This window comes from Paenibacillus sp. OK003 (genome assembly GCF_900109515.1).
Lineage (GTDB): Bacteria > Bacillota > Bacilli > Paenibacillales > Paenibacillaceae > Paenibacillus > Paenibacillus marchantiae.
In genome coordinates this window covers 65,057-78,610 of record NZ_FOBD01000020.1, presented here as the reverse complement: position 1 = coordinate 78,610, position 13,554 = coordinate 65,057, and the positions used below count along the sequence as shown (strand labels likewise).

Annotated in this window: 16 protein-coding genes; 8 read left to right on the top strand and 8 right to left on the bottom strand. The window is 46.4% G+C overall.

What is annotated here, in order from left to right; all coding sequences use genetic code 11:
* Positions 1-10: 10 nt before the first annotated feature.
* The gene (locus tag BMW94_RS25395; protein WP_063565650.1) at positions 11-244 is read right to left on the bottom strand and encodes a hypothetical protein; all 234 of its coding nucleotides are present in this window, start codon (positions 242-244) and stop codon (positions 11-13) included.
* Positions 241-1,278 (bottom strand): nucleotide-binding protein, encoded by a 1,038-nt coding sequence (locus tag BMW94_RS25390; protein WP_091001559.1) that lies wholly within the window; start codon positions 1,276-1,278, stop codon positions 241-243. The genes BMW94_RS25395 and BMW94_RS25390 overlap by 4 nt, the downstream gene beginning before the upstream one ends.
* A gap of 915 nt (positions 1,279-2,193) precedes the next feature.
* Between BMW94_RS25390 and BMW94_RS25380 the strand changes: the two genes are divergently transcribed.
* Positions 2,194-2,916, top strand: a complete 723-nt coding sequence (locus BMW94_RS25380) for a YitT family protein (RefSeq protein ID WP_063565653.1) — start codon at positions 2,194-2,196, stop codon at positions 2,914-2,916.
* Positions 2,917-3,107: 191 nt separating this feature from the next.
* On the opposite strand, the gene BMW94_RS25375 is transcribed toward BMW94_RS25380, so the two are convergent.
* Positions 3,108-3,581, bottom strand: a complete 474-nt coding sequence (locus BMW94_RS25375) for a DUF2188 domain-containing protein (protein ID WP_091001557.1) — start codon at positions 3,579-3,581, stop codon at positions 3,108-3,110.
* 226 nt (positions 3,582-3,807) lie between these two features.
* Here BMW94_RS25375 and BMW94_RS25370 point away from each other — a divergent pair, with 226 nt between their 5' ends.
* Complete coding sequence (locus BMW94_RS25370) at positions 3,808-4,608, top strand: lipid II flippase Amj family protein (protein ID WP_091001556.1); 801 nt, start codon at positions 3,808-3,810, stop codon at positions 4,606-4,608.
* A 37-nt stretch (positions 4,609-4,645) separates the two neighbouring features.
* Here BMW94_RS25370 and BMW94_RS25365 read toward each other — a convergent pair whose 3' ends face one another.
* From BMW94_RS25365 to BMW94_RS25350, 4 genes are all read right to left on the bottom strand, one after another.
* Positions 4,646-5,044 (bottom strand): hypothetical protein, encoded by a 399-nt coding sequence (locus BMW94_RS25365; RefSeq protein WP_091001555.1) that lies wholly within the window; start codon positions 5,042-5,044, stop codon positions 4,646-4,648.
* Positions 5,044-5,247 carry a helix-turn-helix transcriptional regulator gene (locus BMW94_RS25360; protein ID WP_090900912.1) on the bottom strand — a complete coding sequence of 68 codons (204 nt, stop codon included), beginning with the start codon at positions 5,245-5,247 and terminating at the stop codon, positions 5,044-5,046. Before BMW94_RS25360 ends, BMW94_RS25365 begins: the two co-directional genes overlap by 1 nt.
* Before the next feature lie 198 nt (positions 5,248-5,445).
* On the bottom strand, positions 5,446-6,408 hold the full coding sequence (gene msrA / locus BMW94_RS25355) for a peptide-methionine (S)-S-oxide reductase MsrA (RefSeq protein ID WP_091001554.1): 963 nt from the start codon (positions 6,406-6,408) through the stop codon (positions 5,446-5,448).
* A 128-nt stretch (positions 6,409-6,536) separates the two neighbouring features.
* Positions 6,537-7,148, bottom strand: a complete 612-nt coding sequence (locus BMW94_RS25350) for a TVP38/TMEM64 family protein (RefSeq protein ID WP_091001553.1) — start codon at positions 7,146-7,148, stop codon at positions 6,537-6,539.
* A gap of 200 nt (positions 7,149-7,348) precedes the next feature.
* Between BMW94_RS25350 and BMW94_RS25345 the strand changes: the two genes are divergently transcribed.
* Positions 7,349-8,287 (top strand): Gfo/Idh/MocA family protein, encoded by a 939-nt coding sequence (locus BMW94_RS25345; protein ID WP_091001552.1) that lies wholly within the window; start codon positions 7,349-7,351, stop codon positions 8,285-8,287.
* A gap of 85 nt (positions 8,288-8,372) precedes the next feature.
* Positions 8,373-8,687, top strand: a complete 315-nt coding sequence (locus tag BMW94_RS25340; RefSeq protein WP_091001551.1) for a hypothetical protein — start codon at positions 8,373-8,375, stop codon at positions 8,685-8,687.
* A gap of 40 nt (positions 8,688-8,727) precedes the next feature.
* Here BMW94_RS25340 and BMW94_RS25335 read toward each other — a convergent pair whose 3' ends face one another.
* The gene (locus tag BMW94_RS25335) at positions 8,728-9,546 is read right to left on the bottom strand and encodes an AraC family transcriptional regulator (protein WP_063565659.1); all 819 of its coding nucleotides are present in this window, start codon (positions 9,544-9,546) and stop codon (positions 8,728-8,730) included.
* A gap of 188 nt (positions 9,547-9,734) precedes the next feature.
* On the opposite strand from BMW94_RS25335, the gene BMW94_RS25330 reads away from it, so the two are divergent.
* From BMW94_RS25330 to BMW94_RS25315, 4 genes are all read left to right on the top strand, one after another.
* Positions 9,735-10,847 carry a Gfo/Idh/MocA family protein gene (locus tag BMW94_RS25330; RefSeq protein WP_091001550.1) on the top strand — a complete coding sequence of 371 codons (1,113 nt, stop codon included), beginning with the start codon at positions 9,735-9,737 and terminating at the stop codon, positions 10,845-10,847.
* Entirely contained in the window at positions 10,847-11,329 is a 483-nt protein-coding gene (locus tag BMW94_RS25325; RefSeq protein WP_091001549.1) for a sugar phosphate isomerase/epimerase family protein, read from the top strand. Before BMW94_RS25330 ends, BMW94_RS25325 begins: the two co-directional genes overlap by 1 nt.
* A complete protein-coding gene (locus tag BMW94_RS25320; protein ID WP_091001548.1) occupies positions 11,322-12,404 on the top strand; it encodes a Gfo/Idh/MocA family protein in 1,083 nt (360 codons plus the stop codon). The genes BMW94_RS25325 and BMW94_RS25320 overlap by 8 nt, the downstream gene beginning before the upstream one ends.
* Before the next feature lie 180 nt (positions 12,405-12,584).
* Positions 12,585-13,553 (top strand): sugar phosphate isomerase/epimerase family protein, encoded by a 969-nt coding sequence (locus BMW94_RS25315; protein WP_091001547.1) that lies wholly within the window; start codon positions 12,585-12,587, stop codon positions 13,551-13,553.
* The last annotated feature ends 1 nt before the right edge of the window (position 13,554 follow it).

Here is a 13,554-nt window from a genome sequence, read left to right as displayed (position 1 = left end):
CATAAAGCGGTTAAGCCAGATACTGAGGCTTCTCATATAAAGCCTCTTTTTCCAGAATCACTTTGTAAGGTCTTTCCTTACCCTTCAGGGAAGGGCCAATCGTAGTCAGCGGTACGGCCGGTTTGTGGAAACGATCTTCTTCCTTGGGTTCCGGAACCGGTCGTGATGATTCGGGCGCAGAACTGAGGCGTACCTTTTTGTCGCTGCCCCAGCGCTTGCTTATTTTTTTCGTTTCCGGTTTCATTCCGGTTCGCCTCCTAACAAATCGTTGATGGCGTTAAACAGTTGACGATTCTCTAAGTCAATCTGCTGAAATATCGCCTCATCCGCTTCAATATGTCCAATAATGTGAACTGTAATTACATATCTCTTGGCTACAGGATAGCATAGCAGATACTCTTTCTCAAGATAATCGTCGTAGAGGTTGATCTTGATTTTGTTCTCCAGGTAAGAATCAATGACCAGAATGCGCTTCGGATCATCGGGCTGCTTGTCGTCATTGGCGGACAAGTTATATTTTCTTCCCGGTTCCCCAACGTTACCACATAATTGCTCAATATGACCACTGTCATCTGTACGGTATATAGCAGTCCCCCGTACCGCGAATGGAGGATGGGAAACAAAGGCGCTGCGAAGTGCATCGCTCATTCGGTTCAGCATTACCGCATCTGGTTTACGGGTACGCAGTAATTCCCTGAAGAATCGCAGCAGCTTAAGCAGCTGCAACCGTGCTTCCCCCTCAGACAGTTTATGCTTCTCAATGATTTTCTCTACTTCGGGATCGCTCCAACGTCCCTGCTCCTCGATGCTGTCTGCGATTTTGGAACAGGCCACCGAGACGGCTGGCGCCCATTTCCCGTCTGAACGAATTTCATAAACCAGTGGATTTAATCCCAGCAGATCTGTGGGCATACGTAAACCTTCGATCTTGCTGGCGTCTTTGATGTCCGTAATATCTTCAGGGAGAATGAAAAAAATACGCTTTCGCCCCAGACGACCCATAAACAAACCCATTTCCAGCATTGTATTATCACGGACAGATGCATAGTACTTCCCGCGAATTTTCGATATATCATCCGGATGAAAAATAAAAATGGCAAAGTCTGTTGTACGCACTTCTGCTTCCAAATCGTCCATGGTATAGCTGCTTGGATTAAAAACGCCGGAGTACCAAGGGGTAACTTCGGCCGAGAAACGCAAGTTTTCGTGTACTGCGGCTGCAATCGGCTTCGCTTCCAGCGAGCAGCCAATAAAGACTCTTGGCTTTAACGTTTTCATAATCCGCCTCGCTTAAACGGTAATGGGGATTCAATTGTTATATTATACCATAAACAGCAGAGTAAGTCTGGAAACGTTTAACTGGAACCAAGATAAGCCGATTACATTTGCTATAGTGTATGTGCAAGAGGGAAATGATTCCTTTAAAATCCGCGGAAAAATAAAAAATGGACCCAAATTGTCACAGTTGGGTGACTGGACAGTTATATTTGGAAGCTTCAGTCATAGAATGAAGGAGCAGGTAGCACCATTAGGTAGAGAAGCTTGTCCTGGTGTGGCTGTTTGGCGGCTCAAGCAGGCCAGAGTGTGCTTTTTGCGCATATTTGAAGGATCTGCTGTTTCGACCCAATCACATCGGTGTTATATAATAGAAGAACAAGCAAGTTAGCTTAGATTTTTAAACTGAATTGAACGTTACATGTGTCTATAGAAGGCGAACTAAATTTTTACACGAGAACGTAGAGTGCAGAACCCGTCTGAAGAAACGAAGTGTTCGCCTTTATCACAGGATTTTTCCTTAGGAAAAGGGAATCAAAAAATCCCGGGATAACAGCGATCGAAAGAGGGTACTGCAATCGAAGTGGTTAAGTGTAAAGTTTATATGGTCTTATGCATGGTGTAATATTCATCAGTTTAATTGGCACAGCTAACCACCAAAAGACAGAAAGGATCAGGATACCATGAGTTCCCGAAGGATAATCTCCCCAAGGACGATCTGGAAACGTTACGATCTCTCTTATACTTAGCGCCCCTTGTAGAGTACACCACCGTAAAGAAAAAAAACGGCTGACTCTGCGAAAGAGGGGATTGGAATGAATACTATTCGAAGGACAAATACGATGATTTCTTCCAGGCTTGCCTTTTGCAGGGTACGGTCGGTGCAAACCAACCTTTACAAACTGCGAGGGAACCTGAATGAAGAGAACATCGTTAACCTTACAACAAGTTAAGACAGAGGCGGTAAAGTTCGCCATTATGCTGCTCGGAACATTTATTTTGGCATTTGCCTACTATCACATTAATTTTCAGAATCATTTATCGGAGGGCGGATTTGTCGGTCTGGCCCTGCTTGGAAAATACGCGACAGGCTTATCACCTGCGATCGGCATGCTGCTGCTGGATATTCCAGTCATGATTCTGGCCTGGTTCCTCAAGGGCTGGAAGTTCATGATTCAGGCGCTGCTGGGTGTGGCCGCATTCTCATTGTTCTATGACGGGTTTGAGCGGTACTCCACCCTGGTTATTCCGTTTCACGGTAATCTGTGGATTCCGGCAGTCCTGTCCGGTGTTATCACCGGCGTGGGTGCTGGTATGGTGCTTCGATTCGGAGGAGCAACAGGTGGAGACGACATTCTGGCGGTGCTCATTAGCCGTTGGAAGGGCTGGAAGCTGGGAACGGTTTTCTTTGTCAGCGATGCGTTTGTACTCGGATTGTCGCTTTTCTTTCTACCGGTAAAAGAAACTTTATATACCATTCTGGCCGTATGGATTGCAAGTAAAGTGATTACGTACATGGTCAGTTTCCCGGCTCGCCGGACGGTTACGACCTCAGCTGTGAAGCTGCCCGTGTCGACTGCAGCCAAAGTAGTCAGCGGTGCTTCACAACGAGCTCCTGTGGCTAGAGGGGTTTCGCATTAAACGTAACGGCCACCCTATTCGAAATGAATGTTGTTCGAGTAAGGTGGGCTTGCCTCATACCAAACACAAAGCCCTTTTGCATGCTTGATGGGAATCATTCCATTAGCGGCGAAAGGGCTTTTTTGCTTACCTTTAGTAAAACAAATAGACGTAGTACATTCACGATATATCCTATTGTAGTACAGATTCATTCAAGGCTTGATGGAAGAAGCGATTTGCCCATCTTCATTATGGATAATAGCCCGAATGTTCTGTTTTTCACTCTTTTCTTTGGCAGCATCCACAGCTTTGGCTTTGGTTCGGAACGTAGCCAGAGATTTGGATTGACCTTCTTCCTTGATGGCCCAGCCCGAGTCGGTAGGAACGACATGAATATTATCATGGCTTTTGGAAGAAGAGACAGGCTCGGAATGGCGGCGTGGAGATGAAGACTTTCCATGCTCTGATTTGCTGTCTGAAGAAGTATGTTTTGCAGCCTGCTTCGATTGCTTCGATGTGGGATGATTTTCATCCCATTCTTCTGCTTTGGCAGTCGCGATTGCAATGGAGCGTCCTTCCTCGTAACCGTCATCCAGCAACGCATTGGCAATTTCAATGGCCTTATGTCTGACGCGAGGCTCCAGATTTTTCATGGAAACGGGATAATCCTGTTTGTTCCACGGCATATTGATTCCCTCCTGTACAATATAAGTTATTTGTATATTACCCTGTACCCGGATGAATAAACGATTGCTGTGGAGAACCTTGTAGCGTATGTTGTAGTTTGGGTGCAATTCTACTGTTCAACTTCTCTGCGCTTTTCTATACTTTTATGTGGATGAGGAGTATAATGCTTCCATACTTGAAATTACCATAGAAGCCCATTAGGAAAAAAGATAAGGAGATTTACATATGTTTAGTTTAAGCCTAGCCATTCCTATGTTATTTACCATGCTTATTCATGCGGCGGACAGTCTGTCCTATGCGCTGCGTCTTGGGGGATTGCATACTCGAAGAATAGCGCTGGCCTTGTCCCTGTCCGGAATTTTGCTGCTGGTGTCGCGTACCTCCAATATGGCCCAAGGGCCGATGGTAGGCAATCTGGTGGATACGGCGACGAATGGAGGGAACCCACATTTTGCAGCCCAACTGCACTGGCTAATGGGCGCGGCTACGGTAGGAACAGCCTTGGCTATTCTAAGTTTTCCAACCATGGTCAAGCTCGCTTCCCGAATGGTCGTTCATTTTGAGGCGGCAGGATCGATTCCTTCCATGGTCAGAAGCCTATTGAAACGCAGCAAGATCAAAAATGCGATGTATTACATTACCCCGCCATCATGGAAAATGGCAAAGTTATTGGTACACCACGGAATGCCCAGACGACTAATGACGTTGAACATAGCGGTGACAGCGATCTATACAACTGGAGTTCTGTCCAGTCTGTACGCTGCGTATCTGTATCCGGGGCAGGCTGTAGCTGCTTCGCAATCCACCGGACTCATTAATGGAGTAGCGACCATTTTGTTAACGATCCTGATTGATCCTCGTATTTCGTTGCTTAGCGACAAATCACTGCGTGGTGAAATTCGGCTGGATCGAATGAATCAGATCTATGGCTGCATGCTTGTATCCCGTTTATTTGGCACATTGTTGGCGCAGTTGTTATTGATTCCATTTGCTTACTGGATCGGCTGGATTGTGAGTATGATGTGATAGAGTAGGAATGCAAAAGTCAAAAAGGATCTCGGAATTACTCCGATAATCTGTACTTTCGCATCTGAATCCATTCAAGAAAGGGTAGGATAACCATGGAGAGCCCTAGTAAGGAGAGAAGCAGAAGACTGGGTTCTTCATGCATCCAATGGTCTATAGCAACAGCGATGAGAATAAAGAATGTCAGTAGAAAATACCCCAGCTTCGAGCTCTGTTCCGTAATTTTTCTACCCAATTCCTCGTCTTCACGAACATGATCTTGATTTGCCTTTGTTCCCCATGTCACGGTTGACATGAAAAGCATCATGATTGACCCAAGTGTTACCATTTCGCCGAGTCCAACGGATTTCCCAAAAGCTGTCCGATATATCACCATTCCAAGCACAAGAAGTGCCGATAAACCTGTAATTCCTATTGTCCAGTTTCTTGACCTCATCAGGATTTTCTCCTCTCATACATAAATAACTGTTCAATCGTGACCTCCAGTGCTTCTGAGATAGCAAAAGCCAGTGGTAAACTGGGGTCGTACTTATTGTTTTCAATAGCATTAATCGTCTGTCTGCTGACATCACACTGTTCGGCAAGTTTGCCTTGTGAAATGTCTTTCAGTTCACGCAGTACTTTTATCCGATTTTGCATCCACAAACCTCACTTTACATGGCACGAATGAACTCAATCGTGTCAAGAACTCTTTACACCTGAATTTTATATGACTGATCATTCGTATGTCAAGAACTCTTTACATCCCAGCGGAGAATGGGCAAAATATACAACCAAAAGAGCAACGGAAAATTTCCGCTGCTCTTTAAGGTAATTCTATGTGAATATTATCTTATCTTATTTAAACAGTACTCCGTATTCGGCATATCCTTCTTTTTCAAGGTCTTCCTTGGGTACAAAACGAAGGGCTGCGGAGTTGATGCAATAACGCATACCACCAGCTTCGGCAGGGCCGTCATTAAACAGGTGACCCAGATGGGAATCTCCTTCACGACTTCTCACTTCGGTACGAATCATGAAGTGGCTGAGATCCGTTTTTTCCTTTACATTATAATCCCGCAGTGGACGGGTGAAGCTTGGCCAGCCGCAGCCGGAATCGTATTTGTCGGTGGAACTGAACAGTGGCTCACCGGATACAATGTCCACGTAAATTCCGTCACCGTGGTGATCCCAGAACTCGTTATGAAATGCTGGTTCGGTTGCATTGTTTTGAGTAACTTCGTATTGAAGAGGCGTCAAACGCTCTTTCAGGCCGTCTTTATCCACTTTACCGGACCAGTTGCGTTCGATAAAGTCTTCGCGTCCAGAACCTTTACGGTAACGTTTGTAGTGCGCAGGATTTTTGTGATGGTAACCTTGGTGATGCTCTTCTGCTTCATAGAACGTTTTCGCTGGCAAAATCGGTGTGAAGATGGGTTTGTCAAAACGTCCGCTTTGTGCCAAAGCTGCTTTGGAAGCTTCTGCGATCTGGCGTTGTTCTTCACTGTGATAGAAGATGGCCGTCTGATAGGATGATCCACGGTCATGGAATTGTCCGCCCGTATCCGTTGGGTCGATCTGTTGCCAGAACAATTCAACGAGCTTCTCATATGGGAAGATGGCCGGGTCGAATGTAATTTGAACGGCCTCTACGTGACCAGTTGTTTCCGAGCAGACCTCCTCATATGTGGGGTTCTCCGTATGTCCTCCTGTATAACCCGATACAATCTTATGAATGCCGGGTAGTTCCTCGAAGGGGGATACCATACACCAGAAGCACCCGCCTGCAAAAGTTGCTTTTTCACTAGTATGTTGTTCCATGCTATAGTCACTCCATTTCTGATGAAGAATGATATTTTGGCTTACTCTTCTATTATATCCCGAATTGGCAAGCCAACCAAGCAGGATCGTAAAGAGGATGAATCTGAACAGTTTCTGACTTCTCCCACTTAGACTTTTTTACGAGAGCGTAAGCGAAACAAGAATAATATTATCGTCATGAACACCAGATAACCGGCAAGGATTAGCAGGCTCACCCAGATTGATGTTTCGGCTTGTGCACCCGCATAGGCAAAAACAAAAATCGCAGGCAGTTTGCCAATAGCCGTCGCAACCATGAATACCCAGAATGGGGTGTAGGTAATGCCAGCATAGATATTAACCGCCATTTGGGGCACGATGGGCAGCAGTCGCATAGACACGATACCCATAAAGGGATGAGCCTCCATCCAGGTTGTAAATCGATTCAAACCCCGAATGCGTCCGAGATAGGATCTGGCCTGATTTCGGAATATCGTTCTTGCTCCGGTATATACAAGCAGTGCAGCAAATGTGGTCCCAAGCCAGCATATCCAGGCTGCTGTTGCAGTACCGTAACTATAGCCAAAGGCAATAATGACGATTTTGTACGGAATTACGGGTACAAGAGCAAAAAACGTCGCCATGGCGAGTAAAAGTGGAATGGACTGATGCAGATCGGTCCAGGCCAGCAGTTCATATCTGTAAATAAACGTGACTCCGGCAAGTAAAACATATAAGAGGAGCCATAACCATTTTCGCAAAATCCCAAACGCTCCTTTCAGACCAGGAAGGTCTTACCGTATCCCAATCCGTATTGCTGTCTCTCTAAAGTTTACCACGTTCAACCAAAGGATGGACAATTCGTGCCGATTCTAGCTGCAATCACTGGCATGTTGGTGTCTGAAGGGTTACACTATAGGACGTAGAAATATAGAACTCATCTGAAGGTGGAATGATCATAATGGAAACAACCAAGCGAACCCGTGCTGCGATCATCGGACTCGGGGATATTGCACGCAAAGTATATTTGCCGCTGTTGACTGCCCACTCAAACGTGGAAATTACGGGGATTATGAACCGTTCTCCCGAGCCGGTGAAGGAAATACAGCATACCTATAGATTGAACAATGGAACAACGGATATGAAAGAATTGTTGTCCTGGGATCTGGATGCGGTGTTTGTACATACAGCGACAGAAGCTCATTTTGACATTGTCATGCAATGTTTGGAGCGGGGGCTGGCAGTATACGTGGACAAACCTCTGTCTTATACGTTACGGGAGTCGGAAGAAATGACCGCATTTGCGGAAGCACAGGGTCTTCTTTTGGCGGTAGGTTTTAACCGGAGATTTGCACCGTTGTATCAAAACGCGAAGGAATGGATGCAGGCTGGACAAGGCTTTGAATCGCTGACAGTAACTAAACATCGGACAGGCATTCAGGATCGTCCTGCTGCGGAAACGATCTATGACGATCTGATTCATATGCTTGACCTGATGTTATGGTATTCGGATCACAATGTGCAGCTGCTCCATCAATGGATACGAAAAAATGATTTGGACCGACTGCTGCACGCCGCAGGATCAGCCAAGCTGGGCAGAACAGCATATGGCAGATTCGATATGGTACGCCAAGCAGGAGCGGATCTGGAGAAGCTTGAGCTGTATGGCGGGGGAAGATCGGTAGAAGTACTGAACATGGAAATAGCGAAATATGAGGAACGCGGTGCACAGGAACGCAAGGAAACCTTTGGCAGCTGGGAAAGTATTTTGACCCGAAGAGGTTTCACCGGAGCGATTGATCAATTTTTGGCAAATCTTGAAACCCCGGATGACTGTGCCATCAGTGCAAGTCACGTCATGGACAGTCATGACCTGGCTGAACAGCTTATCCGCGGTTAATCTGGAAGAGGATCGTGCGGGAGTATGAGAATGGAGCCTTCCGCACTAATGATTCATTAAACGATATTGGAGGAAGAATAATACCATGGATGAATATGAAAAAGAACGCAACAAACAGATTGAGGAAGCTGTAATTGAGACGTATAGACAGGAAGAGGAAATGATGATTCTGGTATTTGCCCAATGGTGTGTCAATCAGGGACTGGACCCGGAAGAGATGTACCGGCAAGCCTACCCGGAACAACTGAGCAATGAGCGTTTGCAGCAGGTGCTGAAGCTAGTTGTATCCAAGGAGGAAGCCGGTGACATTCCGGACGATACCGTATTAGGCGTACTATCCATGTTTGGCAACGAAGATCTGGCTATGGTTGTATCCGAAGCGATTGCTGCGCGCAAATAAGTCCAGTTACGAATAATACGTATACGTATTAATGAAGCGATTACATCTGTTCCCGGTGAATGACGCGAAATTCTTTGGGCGACATGCCGAACCGGGAGCGGAATACCCGGTGGAAATACGTATAATTGTTAAAGCCGGAAGACTCGGCTACATGTTCGAGTGTCATTGGACTGAAAATGATCCGTTCCCTGGCCATGTTCAGCCTTACATCCAGCGTATATTGCATAATACTTTTACCAAATGCTTCTTTGAAGAGATGAACCCCCCGTGAAACACTGATTCCAATATGGGTAGCTATATCTTCAAGCTTGAATAGAGAAGAAGCGTTCTCCTCGATGTAACTTTTAATCTCATATGCCACATAGTTGGTATTGGTAATCGTCGGATGCTCCGAGAGCATACGATCCACTTCAAGACAAAGAATTCGCATATAATAACTGGCGATTTCAGGGTACGGATTGGAAATACGGCGCTGCTCCAGCACGAGCTGTCGAAACAGGGTGAGCAGGCTTTCAGTCAGCTGCACCTTGATCCGGTTCGGCCGCTTGTGATGTTTCCACCACTCATCCACCCAGTCTCCATTGAAGAAAATATGGTAATCACCACTCTCCACAAGTCGTTCACCCATCGGATTTTGCTCTTTGTCTATTCTCAGTTCATACGGCTCATCTGGACTAAACAGAAGCAGATCGCCCGCATCAACAAGCGACATGGTGCCGTCTACACGAGCTCGGCAACGTCCGTCCGTCTGAAGCCTCAACAAGTAATTCTTTACTCCCTCAGGATGCAAGCCTATATAAGGTTTGCGATGAAATGAGAAGCCTGCTGTAAGAACCTGGCAGGAATAATCAGTCGGCATTGGCATACTCCTTGCAATTTGAAAATTATGACCAGATAGTTCATGTTTCGATCATATTATTCATTTTAATTGAAGCCGAAACGGAATACCATAGTATTAAATTCAAGTGCAACACTCAAGCGCAAAACCTTCAATTACAAATATGCAAGTTACAGGTTCTCACCACTCATAAGGAGATGAACATCACTGTGGAGAAAATGAAAGCGGGCATTATTGGTTGCGGTAACATTAGCGCCATTTATCTGGAAAACTTAAAAGATAATCCTCTCATTGAAGTGGTGGCTGTTGCGGATTTGATCCGTGAACGGGCACAAGAACGAGCTGATGAATTTAATATCGCAAACGTTTACAATGTAGATGAGTTGCTGCAAGATAACGAGATTGAGCTTGTGCTAAACCTCACGGTTCCTGGTAGTCATGCCATGACGGATCTGGCTGTGCTAGAAGCAGGTAAACATGTGTATGCCGAGAAACCGTTGGCAATCTCTCTTGAGGATGGTCGCAAGGTAATTGAACTGGCTGAGGAAAAAGGATTGTATGTTGGTTCAGCACCGGATACGTTCCTTGGATCAGGGATTCAGACTGCCCGCAAGGCTATTGAAGAAGGACGGATTGGTAAGCCAATTGCGGCAACTTCATTTTTCATGGGTGGAGGGCCGGAAGCTTGGCATCCGAATCCGGAGTTCTTTTATGTCGCTGGTGGCGGACCGATGTTCGATATGGGGCCTTACTATCTGACAGCGCTGATCACCCTCCTTGGACCGATTCGCAGAATTAGTTCCTCAGCAGGTGTACAGATTACAGATCGCGTTATTGGTTCCGGGCCAAAGGAAGGTACACCTCTTGAGGTACAGACGCCAACACATTTGGCAGGAACGATTGATTTTGAGAAAGGTGCCATTGCAACCATGATCACCAGCTTCGATATCCGGGGTGCTTCGGATTTGCCTCGGATTGAAATCTACGGTACCGAAGGCACGATGAGCATACCGGACCCCAACTTTTTTAACGGGGAAGTGAAGCTGCGCAGATTCGGCCAGGACACTTGGGAGACTGTGACGCCTGCTTTTGAAAGCAGACAGAATGAGCGCGGAATCGGCGTTACCGAAATGGTTGAATCCATTCGAGCCGGACGCGAACACAAGGCCAGTGGCAAGCTCGCCTACCATGTGCTTGAAGCTATGCATGCGTTCCAGCGTTCCTCGCTTGAGGGCAAACACATCCAACTGGAGAGCACCTATCAAGCAGCAGCAGAAAACAATACAGATGAAAATCAGTCAGAGGCTGTACAGTCACACTAATACAACGACAATGGGATAACGTATTTGCTTCCCTCAATGAGATTGGTGAGAAATGTGCAGCGCAGGATATGGTGTTAATGTATCACAATCATGATTTTGAATTTACAGAGCAGGTTGAGGGTCAGCAGGCGTTATACGCGATGGATGATAACGTAAACGCTTTCCACCTGCAAATGGAGCTGGATTCGTGTTGGGCTCACGCCGCAGGATCCCCGCCAACGGAAGTCATCGCGAAGTATGCGGGACGTCTGCCGCTGGTTCACTGGAAAGACATGTGCCGTTCAGAAGGTCAAGTCCTGACAGTGGAATTTGGCCAAGGCGAGGTAGATCTGGGGGCTGTAGCTAAAGCGTCAGATCAGGCGGGAGCCGAGTGGCTTGTTGTGGAACAGGATGTATGTCAGAATCATCCACTGCAAAGCATCGAGAGCAGTATGAACTGGATTAGAAAATATGCCGCTAATGGAGGACTTGTTCATGTCTAAAGTACTTAATATCGCCATCGTAGGTTGTGGCGGAATCGCCAAAGGTAAACATATGCCCAGCCTGTCCAAACAATCTCAGGGCCGTATGGTCGCTTTCTGCGACATTGTGAAAGAACGTGCGGAGGAGGCAGCAGCTGAATTCGGTGCTGAGGGAGCCAAAGTATATACGGATTATCACGAGATGCTGAAGGATGAGAGCATTGATGTGGTACATGTGTGTACACCAAACGACTCCCATTCCGTGATCACGGTCGCTTCCCTTGAGGCGGGCAAACATGTAATGTGTGAAAAGCCAATGGCGAAAACGTCTGCACAAGCGCAGGCTATGTTGGAGGCCGCACAACGTACAGGTAAAAAATTGTCTATTGCCTATCAAAACCGCTTCCGCAATGACAGCCAATATCTGAAACAGATGTGTGAAGAAGGCGAGCTGGGTGATATTTACTTCGGTAAGGCGATTGCACTTCGCCGCCGTGCTGTACCTACCTGGGGTGTGTTCCTTGATGAGGAAAAGCAGGGCGGAGGACCGTTAATTGATATCGGTACACATGCGTTAGATCTGACTCTTTGGCTGATGGATAATTACAAGCCGAAAAGTGTTATGGGCTCAACTTTCCACAAGCTGGGTCAACGTGAGAATGCGGCCAATGCTTTTGGTCCGTGGGACCCGGAACAATTCAAGGTAGAGGATTCTGCATTCGGCTTTGTGACGATGGAGAATGGGGCTACAATTATTATCGAATCCAGCTGGGCGCTGAACGTAGCTGAGTTCGGCGAAGCGAAATCATTGCTTTGCGGAACAGAAGGTGGCGCGGATATGCAGGATGGTCTGCGTATCAATGGCGAGAAACGCAGCCGTCTGTTTGAAACCAAGGTAGATCTGGAAGCAGGCGGAGTTGCTTTTTATTCCGGCAGTGCAGAAAATGAAGCGGATCGTGAAGCTAGAATGTGGCTTGAAGCGATCATAGAAGACAAAGATCCAGTTGTAAAACCTGAACAAGCCATCGTGGTTACTCAGATTCTTGAAGCGATCTACGAGTCTGCTCAGACAGGCAAAGCGGTTTATTTCGACTAAACTGACCGGATGTCATTTCCAATGAAATAACCAGTATTCTTACGTTTAATTTCAGGATAGAATAGCTCTTGATTTTCCACAATAATGATACAATCATGTGATCTGAACGGTAAATTGATGCAGTTCATGGTTCATAAAACCAGCAATTAATATGATATTTAATCTAGGGAGGAATCGCACTTGAAACTCGGCGTATTTTTGGTACTATTCGGAGGACGTAAATTGGAGGATGCACTCGACTATGTTGCATCCAAAGGCTTGAAAGCAGTAGAAATCGGAACGGGTGGACATCCAGGGAATGCTCATTGTAAACCGGATGAGCTTCTGACCAACCCGACAGCATTGAAAAATTTCAAAAATGCAGTAGAATCTCGCGGTCTGACCATCAGCGCATTGAGCTGTCACGGTAACCCGCTTCATCCACAAAAGGATATTGCGAAAGGATTCCACGATGATTTTGTTAAGACGGTAGAACTGGCTGAGAAACTGGAAGTGCCTGTTGTAAATACATTCTCCGGTTGTCCGGGAGACCATGAGGATGCCAAATATCCGAACTGGCCTGTTGCACCATGGCCGAATGACTTCCAGGAAGTTCTCAAATGGCAATGGGACAACAAAGTTATCCCTTACTGGACTGAGTGGGGCAAGTTCGCTGCAGATCACAATGTGAAAGTGGGACTGGAACTGCACGGTGGATTCTCAGTGCACACACCAGCTACCTTGCTGAGACTGCGTGAAGCAGCAGGCGAAGTGATTGGCGCTAACCTGGACCCAAGCCACATGTGGTGGCAAGGTATTGATCCGGTGCAAGCGATCCACATTCTGGGACGTGAAGGCGCGATTCATCACTTCCATGCGAAGGATACAACTATTGATCCAATTAACGTAAATAAACATGGTGTAACAGATATGCAGGATTATACAAACATGCTTGATCGTGCATGGCAATTCCGCTCGGTCGGTTATGGTCACGATAATAAGACTTGGGCTGATATTATTAGCGCTCTGCGTCTGGTTGGATATGATTATGTCGTAAGTATTGAACACGAAGATGGTCTGATGTCGGTAGAAGAAGGATTCTCTAAAGCTGTGCAAAATCTCCAACAAGTATTGATTGAAGAACCACTGGGAGATATGTGGTGGGTTTAGA